The organism is Paraburkholderia phenazinium (genome assembly GCF_900141745.1).
GTDB classification, from domain to species: Bacteria; Pseudomonadota; Gammaproteobacteria; order Burkholderiales; family Burkholderiaceae; genus Paraburkholderia; species Paraburkholderia phenazinium_B.
On sequence record NZ_FSRM01000002.1, the window covers coordinates 2,078,451 to 2,094,633 of the forward strand.

Annotated in this window: 15 protein-coding genes; 4 read left to right on the forward strand and 11 right to left on the reverse strand. The window is 60.4% G+C overall.

Annotation, left to right across the window (positions count from 1 at the left end):
• Position 1: 1 nt before the first annotated feature.
• The 4 genes from BUS06_RS29190 to BUS06_RS29205 form a co-directional block, all read right to left on the reverse strand.
• Positions 2 to 367, reverse strand: coding sequence for a VOC family protein (locus tag BUS06_RS29190; protein ID WP_074267838.1), 366 nt, complete (start codon positions 365 to 367; stop codon positions 2 to 4).
• Between the two features lie 58 nt (positions 368 to 425).
• Positions 426 to 2,087: an AMP-binding protein gene (locus BUS06_RS29195; protein ID WP_074267839.1), complete on the reverse strand. Its 1,662-nt coding sequence runs from the start codon at positions 2,085 to 2,087 to the stop codon at positions 426 to 428.
• Positions 2,088 to 2,121: 34 nt separating this feature from the next.
• Positions 2,122 to 2,910 carry an enoyl-CoA hydratase/isomerase family protein gene (locus BUS06_RS29200; RefSeq protein ID WP_074267840.1) on the reverse strand — a complete coding sequence of 263 codons (789 nt, stop codon included), beginning with the start codon at positions 2,908 to 2,910 and terminating at the stop codon, positions 2,122 to 2,124.
• A gap of 337 nt (positions 2,911 to 3,247) precedes the next feature.
• Positions 3,248 to 4,444 (reverse strand): GGDEF domain-containing protein, encoded by a 1,197-nt coding sequence (locus BUS06_RS29205; protein ID WP_074267841.1) that lies wholly within the window; start codon positions 4,442 to 4,444, stop codon positions 3,248 to 3,250.
• 387 nt (positions 4,445 to 4,831) lie between these two features.
• On the opposite strand from BUS06_RS29205, the gene acnA reads away from it, so the two are divergent.
• Positions 4,832 to 7,456, forward strand: a complete 2,625-nt coding sequence (acnA, locus tag BUS06_RS29210) for an aconitate hydratase AcnA (RefSeq protein WP_074267842.1) — start codon at positions 4,832 to 4,834, stop codon at positions 7,454 to 7,456.
• Between the two features lie 42 nt (positions 7,457 to 7,498).
• Complete coding sequence (locus tag BUS06_RS29215; protein ID WP_074267843.1) at positions 7,499 to 8,395, forward strand: GntR family transcriptional regulator; 897 nt, start codon at positions 7,499 to 7,501, stop codon at positions 8,393 to 8,395.
• Positions 8,396 to 8,495: 100 nt separating this feature from the next.
• Here the strand turns inward: BUS06_RS29215 and BUS06_RS29220 are convergent, their stop codons facing one another.
• The 7 genes from BUS06_RS29220 to BUS06_RS29250 form a co-directional block, all read right to left on the reverse strand.
• Positions 8,496 to 9,566 carry an Ldh family oxidoreductase gene (locus tag BUS06_RS29220; RefSeq protein WP_254368989.1) on the reverse strand — a complete coding sequence of 357 codons (1,071 nt, stop codon included), beginning with the start codon at positions 9,564 to 9,566 and terminating at the stop codon, positions 8,496 to 8,498.
• 233 nt (positions 9,567 to 9,799) lie between these two features.
• A complete protein-coding gene (locus BUS06_RS29225) occupies positions 9,800 to 10,177 on the reverse strand; it encodes a hypothetical protein (protein ID WP_143787674.1) in 378 nt (125 codons plus the stop codon).
• A 54-nt stretch (positions 10,178 to 10,231) separates the two neighbouring features.
• On the reverse strand, positions 10,232 to 10,807 hold the full coding sequence (locus BUS06_RS29230) for a hypothetical protein (RefSeq protein WP_074267845.1): 576 nt from the start codon (positions 10,805 to 10,807) through the stop codon (positions 10,232 to 10,234).
• Between the two features lie 26 nt (positions 10,808 to 10,833).
• Positions 10,834 to 11,895 (reverse strand): extracellular catalytic domain type 2 short-chain-length polyhydroxyalkanoate depolymerase, encoded by a 1,062-nt coding sequence (locus BUS06_RS29235; protein ID WP_074267846.1) that lies wholly within the window; start codon positions 11,893 to 11,895, stop codon positions 10,834 to 10,836.
• Positions 11,896 to 11,943: 48 nt separating this feature from the next.
• Entirely contained in the window at positions 11,944 to 12,222 is a 279-nt protein-coding gene (locus BUS06_RS29240) for a hypothetical protein (RefSeq protein WP_074267847.1), read from the reverse strand.
• 181 nt (positions 12,223 to 12,403) lie between these two features.
• A complete protein-coding gene (locus BUS06_RS38730) occupies positions 12,404 to 12,631 on the reverse strand; it encodes a response regulator transcription factor (protein ID WP_083611656.1) in 228 nt (75 codons plus the stop codon).
• A complete protein-coding gene (locus tag BUS06_RS29250; RefSeq protein ID WP_074267849.1) occupies positions 12,631 to 12,837 on the reverse strand; it encodes a response regulator transcription factor in 207 nt (68 codons plus the stop codon). The genes BUS06_RS38730 and BUS06_RS29250 overlap by 1 nt, the downstream gene beginning before the upstream one ends.
• 620 nt (positions 12,838 to 13,457) lie before the next feature.
• Here BUS06_RS29250 and BUS06_RS29255 point away from each other — a divergent pair.
• Positions 13,458 to 14,348: a hypothetical protein gene (locus BUS06_RS29255; protein ID WP_074267850.1), complete on the forward strand. Its 891-nt coding sequence runs from the start codon at positions 13,458 to 13,460 to the stop codon at positions 14,346 to 14,348.
• A 190-nt stretch (positions 14,349 to 14,538) separates the two neighbouring features.
• Positions 14,539 to 16,176 carry a S8 family peptidase gene (locus tag BUS06_RS29260; protein ID WP_074267851.1) on the forward strand — a complete coding sequence of 546 codons (1,638 nt, stop codon included), beginning with the start codon at positions 14,539 to 14,541 and terminating at the stop codon, positions 16,174 to 16,176.
• Positions 16,177 to 16,183: the final 7 nt, after the last annotated feature.

Below are 16,183 nucleotides of genomic sequence, written 5' to 3' on the forward strand. Positions count from 1 at the left end.
CTTAGCGGGTCGAAGACTTGCTGAATACCTGGAAGATATTCTCTTCCGGATCCTTGTAGGTGGTAACGACGCCGTGCGTGCCCATGTCGCGCTGCGCGAGTAGCTGGCCACCCGCAGACACGATTTTCTGCCTGACTTCGTCTTGGTCCGCGCTGGCGATCTGAAAGACGGGGACGGCTCCGACGGTTCCTTCAGCTGCTTCCTCTGGCGAACTCAGGGCAAATGCACCGCGTTGCAGGCGGAATTGAGTCCATTTGTTCTCGTCGCGGAACTGGACAGGCATCCCCAGCGCCGATACGTAGAAATCTTCCAGCTGGTCCATATCCTTCGCGATGAAATAGACGGTTTGTATATCAACTTCTGCCATGGCAGCACTCCGGCAAATGGTGGTAACGGAATTGATGTGGGCTCCTGACCGGGGAGCGTCACGCGGTGTGTTGCTCATGCAGGCCAAGCTCTTTGCTCATGATTTGCCGGATCAGGTACTTCTGAATTTTTCCCGTCACGGTGGTCGGAAACGAGTCGACAAAGCGGATGTATTTGGGAACCTTGTAGTGCGCTATCCGGCCCTGACAAAAGGCGCGGACAGCGTCGTCGTCGAGAGCCGCGCCCGGTCGGACGACGATCCACGCGCATAGTTCTTCGCCGAATTGTTTGTCCGGTACGCCGACCACCTGCACGTCGAGAACGTTTGGGCACGTGTACAGAAACTCTTCAATTTCCCGGGGATAAAGGTTTTCGCCGCCGCGAATGACCATGTCCTTGATGCGCCCGACGATATTTACGTAGCCGTGCGCATCTATCGTGGCGAGATCGCCCGTGTGCATAAAGCCGTCCGCGTCGATGGCCTCGCGCGTGCGCTCGGGCTGGTTCCAGTAACCGAGCATGACGGAGTAACCACGTGTGCAGAGCTCACCGGGCTGACCGCGCTCCACGGTCTGGCCGGTCAGCGGATCGACAATCTTTACTTCGAGGTGAGGCAACACCTGGCCGACCGTGGACACCCGTTTCTCCACCGGGGTATCCGTCGTGCTTTGGCAACTCACCGGACTCGTTTCCGTCATGCCGTAAGCGATGGTGATCTCAGACAGATGCATGTCGCCGACAACCCGCCTCATGATTTCGATCGGGCAAGGCGAACCGGCCATGATGCCGGTACGCAAGCTGCTCATATCGAACTGCGCAAAGCGCGGATGATTGAGCGCAGCGATGAACATGGTCGGCACCCCGTACAGGGCAGTGCATTTTTCTGCCTGGACGGTCTCCAGAACGGCTTCTGCGTCGAAGCGCTCGGCGGGGTAGACGATCGTCGAGCCATGGGTCAGGCACGCGAGGTTGCCCATGACCATACCGAAGCAGTGGTACATCGGAACCGGAACGCATACGCGATCCTCGTGGCTGAGCTTCATGCACTCGCCTACGAAGAAACCGTTGTTCAGGATGTTGCGATGACTCAGCGTGGCGGCTTTGGGAAGGCCCGTCGTTCCGCTCGTGAACTGGATGTTGACGGCATCGTCCGGGCGCACTTCACGGCGTGCGTCGCGAAGCGATGCGCTGTCTGCAGGGGCGCAGCTGAGCAGCTCGGAGAAGCGTTGTGCGCCGGCTTCGTCGGGGCAGTCGGCGTCGTCTATCCACCATATCGTCTCGAGGGTCGGCAGCCGCGTTTTTCCCAGTTCCCGCAGCATGTTCAGATACTCGCTCGACCGGTAGCGGACCATCGTCACGATGGCCTTGCATCCCACCAGGTTGAGTGCATGCTCCAGCTCCGAAGTCCGATAGGCCGGGTTGATGTTGACGAGTATCAGTCCGGCCTTGGCGGTGGCTAACTGCAACAGCAGCCACGCGACATTCGTGTGAGACCAGATTCCGATCCGGTCGCCGGGCACGAGCCCTGAATCGAGAAGTGCGGCCGCAAGCCGGTCCGATCTTTCACGAAGCTCGCCGTAGGTGAGTCGGACTCCTTCATGCCGGCTGACTACCGCAATGCGGTCGCCCATATTGCCGGCGACCTCGTCGAATGCATCGCCAATGGTCTTGTCGATCAGTTCAGGGAAACGTGTTCCGCGCTCATGTGAAAGCGTGTTCATCGGTGTCTTCCGTGCAATGGGCTTGCCTGATGGCTCATTTGCCGAGAAACACGACCGGAGCCGGTTCCTCGCCACGAGCGACGGCTTCCGCACGGGCGGTACGCCCTTTCCTGGCGTCTTCCGTTGTGTGCAGCCCCATGGTGAGGTCGAGGGTCAGCACGTCGGCACCAGGCACGCCGCCGCCCGACCATGCCTTGAGGAGGGCGCGAATGGCGCCGTACGAGCGCGTGGGCCCGTTGGCAAGCCGGGTGGCGAGATCCCCGGCAACACGCTCGACCTGATCTTCGTCGACCACGAAAGCGGCAACACCGAGCTGACCGGCGGTCGTACCGGACATGGATTCGCTCAGCATCGCGTAGCGCGCTGCATACGCGCGGCCCACTCTTTCCGCCAGACGCTGTACGCCGCCCGCGACAGGGGCCGAGCCCACCGATGCTTCAATGCAGCGGAAGGTGGCGTTCCCCGCGGCGACGATGAAGTCGCAAGCAAGCGCCAGTTCGAATGCGCCACCGAATGCCGCGCCGCGCACGGCGGCAATCGTCGGAATCTGGAGGCCTTCAATGGATCGATACGTATGGTGAATCTGCGCTATGAAGGTCCGCCAGTCATCGAAACCTTTGTCGATGAAATCGAGGACGTCGCCACCCTTGCTGAAATCTGGGCCATCTGCACGGATCAGGAGCGCACGGATATCGGCCTTGCTGGCTTCGCGCACGGAGGTTTCGAGGGAGTCTGCGAAATCAGCCGCGATGAGATTCGAGGGAGGGTTGGCCAATACGATATGGCCTACGTTCTGACGACGTTCAAAGTAGATGCTTTTCATTGAAAGGAATCCTTAATAAATGATGGCGATCGTGAAAGCCTTGATGTCTCCTGCTAGATCAGGTGCATGTATTCAACAATAGTGAACGCATGCATCATTGTTGTATAGTAGGTCGATGGCGGAGGCGTGTCAACCCATTTGCCGAGGATGGTTTACGTGGGGGTGGAGTACCGCTGAGGCGTGCAGAAGCCAGTCATGCAGCGATATTTGCTTGAGCGCTGCAAACTGGACGAAATGGAGAACAGGAGATGAGGCTGGCGGGAAAGACGTTGAGAGCTTTCGTCAGACCTCGATTGAGCACCTGGCCGTGGTACCGCTCAGGTGCGACGCGCGATGTTCAATCAGTCGGGCCTTCGACAACGAACGCTTCGACCGCAATACCCGCGGCTTCCGGGGCCTGGTGTTCAAGCCCCAGCCCACCTTTCTTTCTACGCTTGGCGTCGTACATCGCGTTATCCGCCAGACGGAGTACTGCGTCGATATCGGTGTCCTCTGTCGTTACAGTCGCCATGCCAACGCTTGCCCCTACGGTAATCGCGAGACCCGGCGCGATCTCGAACGGCTGCTCGATTGCGCGTGCAACAGCTGCTGCCATTTCTTGCGATGCATGGCCGTCCACGATCCTGTCAACGATGACAAATTCGTCGCCGCCCATACGCGCAACCAGCGCATGCGGACTTCCGAGTGCGCGCAGGCGCGTCGCAACCTGAATCAGCAGCATGTCGCCAGCCTCGTGGCCGTAGGCATCGTTGACCGGCTTGAAGCCATCGAGGTCGAGATAAAGGAGCGTCATGCCGGCCGTGACGGGCGGTGTGCCACGCGGCCCGACAGCCTTGAAGAGACCTTCGCGGTTCAGTAGTCCGGTGAGTCCATCGTGACGCGCACGGTGACTGTTCTCGCGTTCGGCTTTCATCGTCGAAATGAGCATGCCGTTCAGCCGCTGCGCGGCAACACTCATCGCAAACATGTAGAAGGGGATCTGCAGCAGCGTCAGAAGAAGGACCGGTTCGCGAGCGAGTAGCGCGCCGATGCAGCACGGTCCGAGCGAACAGAAGATCATCACCGCAACGAGCCGCGGTGCGGCGAAATTACGGAAACAGATCCCGCCGACCATCGCAGCTGCGGAAAGGAATGACAGCGTCGCGGCAACCCAGTCGCCGCTGATCGCGCTGACAAACGCGCCATAGCCGACCGTGGCGCCCCACAGCGGCGCCAGCAGGATGTAGAGGTCGGTGGGCGTTTCCTTGGCCTGCGCGGCCCGCCGCCGCGAAAAGAAAAGTACACACAGGCGGGTTGCGCAGACCAGTATTTCCGCCGCGAGCCACAACTGGAAGGGCAACGTTGGGTGTCGATAGGCAAGAGCCCATGCGACCGCGATCGTGTTGGAAACGCCGCCGAAGAAGATGGGGAGTGTTCCGAACAGCGTGCCGACCAGTGCGACGCGTATCTCGTGTGGTGTGTCCTGACCGGGCGCTACGAGCCACTTTGCCAGCCGACCGCGCGGCAATGAATAGATTTGTTGAGTGTTTTTCATTGGCAGCACCTTTATGCGGGCCAATGCCCGCCCCCGTTTGCGGATGACGATCTCAAGGGGCTATAGGTGCCGGTAACCAGACGCATTGGTTAAAGACGATGTTTCCCCGAACGCGCTGGCTCATCTTTATCCGGGCGCCTGGTCATGTGCTGACAGGAAAGGCCTTGGGTCGTGTCGTTCCACAAGGCAGTCTATCAGAGCGTCCTAAGACCGCTGACGAAGCCGGCCGTAAACTTCCCTGAATCCCGCAGTTCTCCACATACCGCGAACACTTGCGGGTGCCGACCCGCTGACATCCACAGACCGATCGCACGCGGCAAGGCATATACAAGCGGGAGGAATTTTGCGTTATTGCATTTATACGAGAAAAAGTGCAAAAATGCTGTCATGGAAACCCCCCACGCCCCCACCACAGCCAGGTTGCTCACCTCGCAGTCCTCCTTTCGTTTCGTCGATCTTCACGGACTATTCGGCGATACCCTCTGGCGCCTGCCAGTCGTGCTGCGCGTACTCCTCGAAAATGTGGTGCGCAACGCCGTCGGCGAGGAGCGTCGCGCGGCGGTCGAAGGCATTCTTGCGTGGCTCGCGCGCGGCACGAGTGAGGTGGAAATCGCTTTTCAGCCGAACCGGGTACTGATGCACGACACCACCAGCACGCCGGCGCTCGTGGACATTGCCGCCATGCGCGATGCCGTGGCAGAAGCTGGAGCGGACCCGACGGCATTGAACCCGGTCCTGCCGGTCGATTCATCGGTCGACCACTCGCTCGCGGTCGAATTTTTCGCCGTTCCCGATGCGGCCGGACAGAACCTGAAGCTTGAACTTCGCCGTAACCGGGAGCGGTACGGATTCCTCCGCTGGGCCTCAAGGGCGCTGCGCGGCGTAACGATTCACCCGCCCGGCACGGGCATCATGCACACGATCAACCTGGAACAACTGGCGACAGTGGTAACGGTGCAGGAGCGCGATGGCGAGCAATGGGCGGTGCCCGACACGCTCATCGGAACCGACAGCCATACGCCGATGATCAACGGCATCGGCGTGCTTGGGTGGGGAGTGGGAGGACTCGAGGCACAGACCGTGATGTTCGGCATGCCGGTTATGCAGCGCATTCCAGATGTGATTGGCGTTCGGCTCACGGGCGCGTTAAGGCCGGGCATATTTGCGACGGATCTGGCGCTGACCGTGACGCAGCGGCTGCGGCAGATTGGCGTATCGGGCGAGTTCGTCGAGTTTTTCGGCGCGGGCGTCGCGACGCTCAGCGCGGGCGAACGCTCGCTCGTCGCCAACATGGCGCCGGAGTATGGCGCATCGACAGGCTTTTTCCCGGTCGACGCAGCGACCCTCGATTACCTGCGCACCACACATCGTTCGCCGGCAGCGGTCGAACTTGTCGAAGCATTCACGAAACGTGTGGGGCTGTGGTTCGACCCGTCGGCCGAACCAAAGTACACACGCACCATCGAAATCGATCTCGGTTCGATCGGCATGCACATTGCCGGTCCGCGTCGCCCGCAAGACCTGCTCGATTATTCGCAAATGCCCGCCGTACTCGCGAAGCTGGGCTTCGAGCCCGCTACGGCGAATCCGCCGTTGCCGAAGCATCCAGTCGCGATTGCCGCGATCACGAGTTGTACCAACACCTCTGATCCGGCGTTGCTGATCGCGGCAGGCCTCGTTGCACGCAAGGCGCGCGCGTTCGGGCTGACGGTTCCAGCCTGGGTCAAGACATCGTTGGGGCCGGGCTCGCCTGCTGCGGCTTCCTATCTGCAGCGGGCCGGCGTGCTGGACGATCTTTCCGCGCTGGGGTTCGATATCGTCGGCTATGGCTGTACCACGTGCATCGGAAACTCTGGACCGCTAACCAAGCCCATTCGCGACGGCATGGCGAGCAAGGCCATCTACCCGGTCGCGATGCTTTCGGGTAACCGCAATTTTCCGGGCCGGATTCACGCCGAACTTGACCTCGCGTTCATCATGTCGCCGCTGCTCGTGATCGGCTTCGCGCTGGCTGGCGATGCCGAGCGGGACCTGAGCCGTGAACCGTTGCACGTGACGGCGCAGGGTGCGCCGATCTTTCTCGCGGATCTATGGCCAACGCGCGAGGAAATCGCGGCGCACGTAGCCGCCGCATCTGAATCCACGGACTATCCGGAGGCGTTTTCTGCGGCAAGCGCCAATCCGCAATGGCATGCGTTGCAATCGCCGGCCTCGGCCCGTTATCCATGGGACCCGAAATCGACGGCGCTGCGCCGGCCGCCGTTCGCCTCGACCAGCGAAGGCAGCCAGCTCGGACGCTACCAGGCGTATCCGCTGCTCGTGCTCGGCGACGATGTGACGACGGACCATATCTCTCCGGCGAGTGCCATCCCGCCGGATAGCTTCGTGGCGGACTACCTGGTCGAACGTGGCGACGACCGCAACGATCTGAACGTCTTCGCGTCCCGGCGCGGCAACTGGGAAGTCATGGTGCGTGCGGCGTTTTTTAACCGGACGCTTGTCAACCTGCTGAAGCCGGGTGCCCCTGTCGCCCACACGCTGCACGTGCCGACACAAGAGGTCGTGCCGATCTTCGAAGCCGCTCAACGATATCGCGACGCTGGCGACTCAGTAGTCCTGATTGCTGGAGAGCGATACGGAACGGGGTCTTCGCGTGACTGGGCCGCCAAAGGTCAACGGCTGCTGGGAATCCGCGCGGTACTGGCGGTAAGCTTCGAGCGGATCCATCGTTCCAATCTCATTGGCATGGGCATTCTGCCGCTACGCCTGCCGGCCGGAACGAATCCGGTGACGCTGGAGATACAGCCCGGCGATAGAATCGAGGTCGACGCTGCCGCCGAACTGCTGGCTCCGCGAGGTCCCGTGACGGTCCGTATCGTTCGTTTCGACGACAGCAGCGAGACCATCTTTGCGACCGCCGCCGTCGAAACAAAGCTGGAAATTGAGTTGTTGCGTTCCGGTGGCGTGATTCCCTTAATCCTGAAGAAGGTCATTTCGTCGCAAAGCGCCTGACACATACGCGGGATGTTGGCGGCAACGGAAATCAGAACGCTCATGAACACCGACAGGTCCATTGCAAGTCAGATAGTCGAGCTGATCCAGACGGAAGGCCTCGAAACAGGCAGCCATTTGCCTGCGCAGATGCTCGCCGACCGCCTGCGTGTGTCACGTTCGCCAGTGAACGAGGCCTTGGCGCTGCTGCATGAGAAAGGGATCGTCAGACGCGAGCGCAATCGCGGGTTTTTCGTCGCGCAAGCGGTTACCGGGTCGCTCGCGGACGTTGTTGGCCAGTTGGGATTGTCCGAGTCCGATGTGGTGACGAGCACGTACTTCCGTATCGCCGATGACCGCCTCAAAGGTTTGCTACCCGATGACTTCACGGAACTGTTGATCAAGAACCGTTACGAGCTGACCAACGCACGACTCAACGCGGTGCTGGGCCGGATCGCACGGGAAGGGTGGGCCGAACGCAAACCCGGCTACGGCTGGCAATTTTCGAGCATGCTGACCACGCCGGACAGCCTGCTGCAATCTTATCGCTTGCGCATCGCACTGGAGCCTGCCGCGTTGCTCGAACCAGGCTACTGGCTGGATCCGAAAATCATCGAACGCTGCCGCGTTGCGGAACACCATTTGTTGGCTGGCGGAATCGAGACCGACACCGCCGACCAGATTCACGATCGTGGCGTGCGCTTCCACGAGTCGCTCGTGGAAGCGTCAGGCAACTCGTTCTTCATCGACACGATCAGGCGCGTCAATCGTGTGCGCCGTCTTCTCTCTTACCGCTCGACGCAGAACCGCGCCCGATATGTCGAGCATTGCAAGCAGCATCTTCACATCCTCGCGTTGCTGGAGCAGGAGCGAAACGACGAGGCGTCGGAGGCATTGCGGGAGCATCTTCGTCATACGCTCGAGGCGTTGTCCAGAATCAGCAGCGTTCTTGAGCCATAAGCGAGACGTTCGGTGTACACATCTATCAATTGATCGTGCCTTTCCTGGTCCCCACCTTGTAAAGCCGCCCCGGACATCGCGGACCGGCCTTAGCTAGACCTCACCCGCGCGCGATCAGCGGTACGCCGGCTTCGGCCGCCACCTTGTCGAGTCCCGCGACGGTATCCGCAGGCAACACGATGCCTTCCTTGCTCTGCTGTTCGTGAGCGCGTGCCTCCTTCTCGCCGGGATAGAACACCTCATCGACACCTTCGGCAAGCGGCACCGATTTCAGCATTTCAATGTAGCGCTCCATGCGCGCATTGAATTCCTCGAGCGGCTGGAACGCAGCCACATTGAGCGCGATCATCAGATGCCCGGCGCGGCTGCGATTGACCGGATCGTAGGGGCCGTGCACTTCGTCCAGGAAGCCGCTGCCCGACAGCACACCCGACAGCACATCGACGATGGTGCCGATCGCATAGCCCTTATGGCCCGCCATCGGCAGGATAAAGCCCTTGAGCGCCTCTTCCGGATCCGTGGTCGGACGGCCCCTGGAGTCGATAGCCCAGCCGAGCGGAATCTCTTCGTGACGGGTTTGCGCGAGAAAGATCTTGCCGCGCGCGACGCCCGAGTTGGCGACATCCATGATCAGCGGCGCGTGACGGCCGGCCGGCACGGCCACCGACCACGGGTTGGTGCCGATCATCTTTTTCAGGCCACCCCAGGGCGCCATGTTCGGGCCGCCGTTGGTCGTGGCGAGCATGATGCAACCCTGTTCGGCGGCCATGCGAGTGAAGTACATGCAGGTACCGAAGTGGTTCGAGTTGCGCACCGACACCGCGCCAATACCGTGCGCTTTGGCACGCCTGATTGCGTCTAGCGCCGCGTGTTTCGCGACCACCGGTCCGATGCTGTCGCCGCCATCCATCACGGCGATCGCACCGGCGTCTACCGGGAAGCTCAGGTTGGTCTGCGAGCGCATCGCGCCCGAGCGCAGGCGTGCGTAGTACCAGCCGAGACGCAGCACGCCATGCGACTGGTGGCCCCAGAGGTCGGCCTGGACCATCGCATCGGCGGCGACGTAGGCGTCTTCGTCGGTGGCGCCGGTGGTTTCGTAGACGGCGCAGACGAAGTCCCGCAATGTATCGGGATCGACGCGCTGGAACTCGTGGGTGTCGGTGATGCTCACTTGACAAATCTCCTTTGGTCAAACTTCATGGCGCGGGTGGGTGGCCGACCAGGCAAGTCTTGGCGCAAACTTTCGTCTCGGCAACCTGGCAATTAGTTGGTAGCTCGTGAAATTTTATCTCCATCGGGGGACCAACATCCTTGCCCTCAATGCAGAAGCCGAAGCTGTGCCCGCTCGCGCACAGCTTCGGCTTCTCGTACATGGTTCACACGTCCATCCTGCCGAAGTCCCAATCATTTCTTCTTCGGCACCATGGCCTCAGCGGTATTTCCCAGTACACGCATGGGCACATAATCGGCACTGTGCTCGCTGCAGGCAACCGCATAGAGGGCCCGAAAGACGTCGTCATTCGATACGTCGTAGTCCAAAGTTGCAGCTTCGATCATCAGCCGTTCCAGTAGGGAAACGATTGCACTCCGTTGCTGTTGGCGTGCCCCTAAAACGCCCAGGTCGATTTTCGCCGTAGTCAATCTTGTGTTGATCGAGGCAAGATCGATTACAAAATTCGCCGGTGCACCTCCATGCAGATCAGCGATCCTCTTTGCCTCGGCCACCATATGCCGAAGTTCCGGTTGTGACTGAGGCACTGCCATCAAAAGTTTGTGTTCCATAAAATCCTCACTGGTTGGTTGATACGGGGGGAGTGATACAAGCCGTAGTGCCATTCACGGCGTCTTGCCGCGCGGCGCCTTGGCTTCCGGTTGCGCCGAGCCGCCGGGGGCATCGCCCACACTCGTGCGCAACCACTGAACCCACGCCGGGAGTACTCCGCTACCGGTTCTCGCGAGATCGGTAACGTAGTCTTTCAGCGCGTTCTGCAGAGCACTGCCCATTTCCACCGTGGCAAGACTGATATCGTTCGCGTCGCGTGCCGAGCTCGCGGCCTGCATGTATGAGGCCATGCTTTCGATAAAGGCCGCGATGCACCGGCTATTGGCCTGTCCTGTACGCCCCACGATATCGGCGTCGATTCCATGCAGACTGCGCAACGACTGTGCTGTGCGCGCGAGATCGAGCTTGTCGCGCAGCCCATGCCAGAGATCTTCGGCCTTTGCATCGCGTTCATCCGAGAGTTGCGAGAACGTCTTCAGCGAATGACTGGCAAGCGTTCGCCACTGTGCGGGGTCACTGCTCGTAGGCCAGGACCTGGACGCTTCGGCAAAGAGCGCGTAGGTTTGGGCCAGCAGGTCTAATTGCATGCGGTTCGTGTTGCTCCAAGGTGCAAACAGGGCGGAATACATAAGGGCTCCTTTGTTTTCGGTAAGTGTTATTGACGCGGCGCGCCGAGGTGTTGAACCATCCGCATGACGGCCGCGATCTGTGGTGCCTCGCGTGAATAGAAGTCGGGCTTACGCGTGCTTTCGCCGGTGTATCCCCAGAAGTCCCAGCACCCCTGTGGATTGCGCGAAGACGTATCGACTTGCGGATACAGCACGATGATGTGGTTCGTATCCGCCATCTCGTTGTAGCCCGTGCCACGCACGTACCGGTCACCAATGGCTTGCGCGTCCTGCAGGCAGCCGTGGAAGACGACATGGACCCGGCATGTGTCCGTATCGCAAGCTGAAGGTATGTACACGTAGCCAGTCTGGCTAAGCGTTGCACGGTGGCCAGGATCGAAATCCGCCTGATCGAACGGAAGCAGACGGCCGGTGGCCCCTGCGGATGGCGGATTCAGGTTCCCGTAGATCCAGCGCAGGATCTGATGCGATTGTTCGAAACCGCAATTGTTGATGTACGGACCGGCAGAGACGCCGCAATTCGCGTCCGTGCTCCTGTCTGTAATGAACGCGTGCCCGGCGGGAATGTCATGCTGATACTGGATATTTTCTGGCGGAACCTGCGCCAGCGCGAAGAACGCCGCGGTTTGATCGACGACGCGGCGATCCACGGTCTTGTCCATGGATCCGCTAAAGACGTAGATGCGCTGACGCGCGAGCCCGTGCGGATCGTCGATGAGGCCATCGCGGGCAAACGTTCGCGCGGCTTGCAACGCGTCGCTCGCCTGCGGACCGGAATCGCCAAGCGGCTCCATACATTGCGTCTGTGCCGCGAGAAAGGGGGAGGTCGGCGCAAAGAGCCCCGCACAATAGTACGGGCCTCCTGCAACGATGCCTGCACCGACGATTTCGTTCGAAAATGCCACGTCGAACTGGACGGCCATGAATGCGCCCGATGAAAGTCCGGACACCGAGGTCTGGGTAAGATCCGCTCCGTAGCTGGGCAGCGGCGCAGTCGAATCCGCGGCATACCCAATTGACGCTAGCGGTATGAGGACGGCACTTAGCCACGCCAGACGCGAGGCGGATCGTGGTAATAGGCGTTTCATCGCTACTCCTTGTAGTTTCTGGTAGTGGTGGCTTGTCAGTACGGCGTTTCAAGCCGGTTGGATGTGGCCGTCACACTCGAGCGGTATGCCGTGCGTGACGTCGAGCTCTCGGGCAGATACGCCCCGTAGTGCGTTTTGCTGCAGGATCAATTTGCCCGCCACCACCTCCGACGGCGCAATGCCGCGCAGTCTGGCGTAGTCCAGCGTTGCGTCTTCCGTGAAGCGGTGCTTCTCATCCGGATAGGGATGGCTTTCCGGATGCCGCCTGAAATAGGTGATGCGGCTCAGGTCTCCGCTCGACATCGTCTGCACCAGATAGCAAGTCATCCCGCCCCCCGTCGCGTTGAGTGGTTGCCGCGCTCGAAACGTCGATTGACCGGAGCGGACCTCCCGACTGCGAAGGCCCAACCGGTTGTGAATCATTCTGCGCAACTGAACCTAACCGGCGCCATACGGCAAATGCGGTAGTCGTTCATGTTTGAGAGCGCTGATGTCGCGGTTCGGGATTTCATTCCAGCGGTCCCGCAAGATCGATCCAGTGCGATGTGGCTGCCTTGAAGACAAGCGCGCAGACGTTGTGCGTACCGGTCTTCCGGAGCAGATTGGTGCGGTGTTTGCGGGCGGTTTGATCGCTAATGTCGAGAGACCTTGCGACCTCTTTGTCGCTTAAGCCCCTGGCCAGTTGCTGCAAAACGTCCCGTTCACGCGGTGAGCAGGGGGAGGGAATAGGGATTATTAAGTTTTTTTAAGCAAATCAGGTTGATCTGATAAATATTGCGCGACCAGATGAACAGATTTGGTTACTGAAAATTTCAGAAGCAGATTTTCGCGATGTTTGCGTGCGGTAGAAACGGCGAATGCTAATTGCATAGCAATCTGCCGATCAGTGAATCCCTGTGCAATAAGCGCGAGCACGTCCTTTTCCCGAAGGGTAAGTCCCATGGAGGTCTCCTGGCGACCCGGAATTTCAGTTCCGGTGCAGGAGTGGCAGCCGCATGTTTACCGCGTCGGGAATGCCCCCGTAACAACGCGTTTTATCGGACCCACAAGCGGAAACTGGATATGCCGGGTAAGGCTTTTCAGATCACAGCGTGTAAATTCGATTGCTTTGCTATTCGAGGCTGCAGCCGTTCGTTGACGGTCGGACGTAGGCGAACGGGGAATCCCAGTACAGGCGCCGGAGGCTGGCGCTCTGCGTATAGATCTATATTCATATGATATGACGAATACGTGAACGTCCATTGCCTTTTTTGACGGTTCAATTCCATGCAGTTTTGCAAAATTACAAAACGAAAAATTAAAGTAATGAAAATGAAATTTAAGTAAAAAAGACAGTGAATTCGCCAGACACTCCGTTTTCTGCCTTATCCATCCCATACCGCATTTGCCGAATGGTTGTGTCAGAAGTGCCATCGCAGAATGGCCTGACCGGTGCACGCAAGGCTTCGCGAATTCGATCCTCGAGACGCGGGCCGATTTAAAAAGGCCCGGTATGAGAGCGCTGAAGGAGACATGCATCGGCTCCGCCGCGCATTGGGAATATGGATAACCAAGGATATGAAATGAGCTATCAACCTGCGTTTCACGCTTATGGAAATGTGCTGCCGCTTTCAGTGCATCCGCAATGGCTTCTGCATCCGCAAAGCGGACTGCCCGACGCGTTGGCGGCGGCAGCGCCTGACGCCCTGCACGCTGTCGGCACTCACTTCGGCTATCCCACCACGGGACTCGTGGCGGGGCATGCGCTTGCCGGCGCAGTACGTCACATTCCGTTTCCGCAGCCGCCTGCACATCCGGGCCCGATCGGCGCGGTCGTTCATACCGTGGCGCCTCCCGTTTTCTCGACGATCGGCGCTGCAGTGGGCTATCCGAACGCGGGTCAGCATCTCGGCAACATCGTCAGTGAGGCTGCGCGGTATTCGCCTTTCTCAGCGCAACCGCAAATCGTGCTGGCGCCGCAAGGCATTCTTGGAAGTCTGATCGGCACGCTTGCACCGACGGTTGGCCATCTGGTGGGTGGACTCGTCGGTCACCCCAATGCGGGTCAGCAGATCGGCTCGGTCGCGGGGAATGTGGCCAGTCTGTTGCCGTTCTCTGCCCAACCGCAGGTGACGCTCGCTCCGCAAGGGATTCTCGGCAGTCTGATCGGTACGCTTGCGCCGACGGTCGGTCAGGTGGTGGGTGGCCTCGTCGGTCATCCGAACGCCGGTCAGCAGATCGGCACGGTCGCGGGGCATGTGGCCAGCCTGCTGCCGTTCTCTGCCCAGCCGCAAGTGACGCTCGCTCCGCAAGGCGTATTCGGTGACCTGATCGGCGCATTGGCGCCCACGGTCGGGAACGTCGTGGGTGGCCTCGTCGGTCATCCGAACGCCGGTCAGCAGATCGGCACGGTCGCGGGACATATCGGCAGTCTGTTGCCGTTCTCGGCGCAACCGATGGTCATTTACCACTGATCGCGGCGTCCCGGATCCGGTGCGCGCCGTTAAAGGCCACCGGGTCCGGTTAGAGACGGGACAAGAGGCCGGTAGCGGCTCTTGTTTTCAAAGGGCGATTCGATTACCGGGATCATTCCTCTATTAACTTAGTCATGCAAATTATTCTGAGGTGTCGCCTTCGGCGCGGCGCCTGAATGGAGAGACACCCATGGAACAGGACAAACACTCTGGTGCGCCCAGCGCAGAGCCAGTCACGGTGGAAAACAACAAACGTCAATACCTGATTGGATCGCGCCGTGGCGTGCTTGCGCAGCAAGCGTCAGTCCAGCCGATGTCGGCCACGGAATTGCACAGTGCGGTGACGAATCTGCCAGGCGTGGAGATCGTGCATGTGGTCACCGGTCATAAGAATTCGCACCAGAATTCGGTCCGCGCCGACGAAGCTACGCACACCTACGTGGTCAAACTCGACGCGAATCACGCGCAGGCGCTGCAGAACGTTGCGCCGCCGCACATGATCGTCGAGGAAGATCACCCGCTGGGATACGGGAGAAAGCCGGAGAGCGAAAGCACTGAGTTGCTGCATCCGCAATCCGCCTTCGACGGTCCCTTGACGCGCCAGGTGGTGATCCGCGTGATCGGGGAAGAGGGGCAGCCCGTTGCAGGCGTGGCCATTGCGCTGACGGGTGACGGAAATCCGGCGAGCGGCACGACCGACGCGAGCGGAGAAGTCGCGTTGGCACTTGTCCAGTCGCAGCCGGGACCGGCGCGCTCGCTGTTTGTGCGGCCGTTGAACCGCTACTGGAACAAATACATGCTGACGCCGACCTTGTCGTCGGAGCAGGTCAACGTGGTCCAGGTCGTACCGTTATCACAGCCGAATCCCCAGGTGCCGCCGGCTGCGTCCCTCGGATGGGGACAACGGTTGATGGGACTCGAAGACAACGGCCGCGAGCCGCGTGGACTTGGCGTTCGCGTGGCGATCGTCGACTCCGGCGCGGATGCCAGCCATCCGTTGCTCAGCCACATCCGCGAAGGCGTGGATTTCACCAATAGCGACGACGTCCAGACGTGGAAGCGCGACACGATCGGTCACGGTTCGCATTGCGCGGGTGTGATCGGCGCGAAGGCCAGTGCGGAGGCAGACAAACAACGGCTATCGATGCGTGGCTTTGTACCCGACGCCGAGATTCACGCCCTGAAGATTTTCCCGGGCGGCCAGTTCAGCACCCTGCTCAAGGCACTGGACTACTGCATCGACCATGACATCGATGTCGTGAATCTCAGCCTCGGCGCACCGCAGACCTCCGAGGTCGTCGAACACAAGCTGATCGAGGCGGCCCAGAGTGGCGTCGCCTGCATCGTCGCTGCGGGCAACTCCGGCGGCCCGGTGCAATACCCGGCGGCCTCGCCTTATGTGCTTGCCGTATCTGCCCTGGGACTGCAAAGCGAATTGCCCCCTACGGTGTGGGAGCAGACGCAGATCCTCAAACAGGCGCTCACGCGCGAAGGGCTGTTTGCGCCGACGTTCTCGTGTTTCGGCCCGCAAGTGGCCGTATGCGGACCTGGAGTCGGCATCGTATCGACAGTCCCCGGCGCGACCTTCATGCCCGATTCGGGCACGTCGATGGCGGCGCCGCATATCGCCGGGCTCGCCGCAATGCTGCTAGCCGATCCGCAGCTTTCGCAGTATCTGGGGCCGCGCGGACTGAACCGGGTGGCGTGCCTGTTCCGGCTGATCCGCATGATCAGCTCGCCGATCCTGGCGAGAGATCCTGAGAACCGTTTTGGCGCCGGATTACCCCGGTTGCAGAACCTGACCCGTCTGTTCACTCGCGGCATGTAGTTCGAGG

Excerpts from the sequence above, each read along its gene's own strand:
- BUS06_RS29190 (WP_074267838.1), bottom strand. The coding sequence starts at position 367 with ATGGCAGAAGTTGATATACAAACCGTCTATTTCATCGCGAAGGATATG.
- BUS06_RS29195 (WP_074267839.1), bottom strand. The coding sequence starts at position 2,087 with ATGAACACGCTTTCACATGAGCGCGGAACACGTTTCCCTGAACTGATC.
- BUS06_RS29200 (WP_074267840.1), bottom strand. The coding sequence starts at position 2,910 with ATGAAAAGCATCTACTTTGAACGTCGTCAGAACGTAGGCCATATCGTA.
- BUS06_RS29205 (WP_074267841.1), bottom strand. The coding sequence starts at position 4,444 with ATGAAAAACACTCAACAAATCTATTCATTGCCGCGCGGTCGGCTGGCA.
- acnA (WP_074267842.1), top strand. The coding sequence starts at position 4,832 with ATGGAAACCCCCCACGCCCCCACCACAGCCAGGTTGCTCACCTCGCAG.
- BUS06_RS29215 (WP_074267843.1), top strand. The coding sequence starts at position 7,499 with ATGAACACCGACAGGTCCATTGCAAGTCAGATAGTCGAGCTGATCCAG.
- BUS06_RS29225 (WP_143787674.1), bottom strand. The coding sequence starts at position 10,177 with ATGGAACACAAACTTTTGATGGCAGTGCCTCAGTCACAACCGGAACTT.
- BUS06_RS29230 (WP_074267845.1), bottom strand. The coding sequence starts at position 10,807 with ATGTATTCCGCCCTGTTTGCACCTTGGAGCAACACGAACCGCATGCAA.
- BUS06_RS29235 (WP_074267846.1), bottom strand. The coding sequence starts at position 11,895 with ATGAAACGCCTATTACCACGATCCGCCTCGCGTCTGGCGTGGCTAAGT.
- BUS06_RS29240 (WP_074267847.1), bottom strand. The coding sequence starts at position 12,222 with ATGACTTGCTATCTGGTGCAGACGATGTCGAGCGGAGACCTGAGCCGC.
- BUS06_RS29250 (WP_074267849.1), bottom strand. The coding sequence starts at position 12,837 with ATGGGACTTACCCTTCGGGAAAAGGACGTGCTCGCGCTTATTGCACAG.
- BUS06_RS29255 (WP_074267850.1), top strand. The coding sequence starts at position 13,458 with ATGAGCTATCAACCTGCGTTTCACGCTTATGGAAATGTGCTGCCGCTT.
- BUS06_RS29260 (WP_074267851.1), top strand. The coding sequence starts at position 14,539 with ATGGAACAGGACAAACACTCTGGTGCGCCCAGCGCAGAGCCAGTCACG.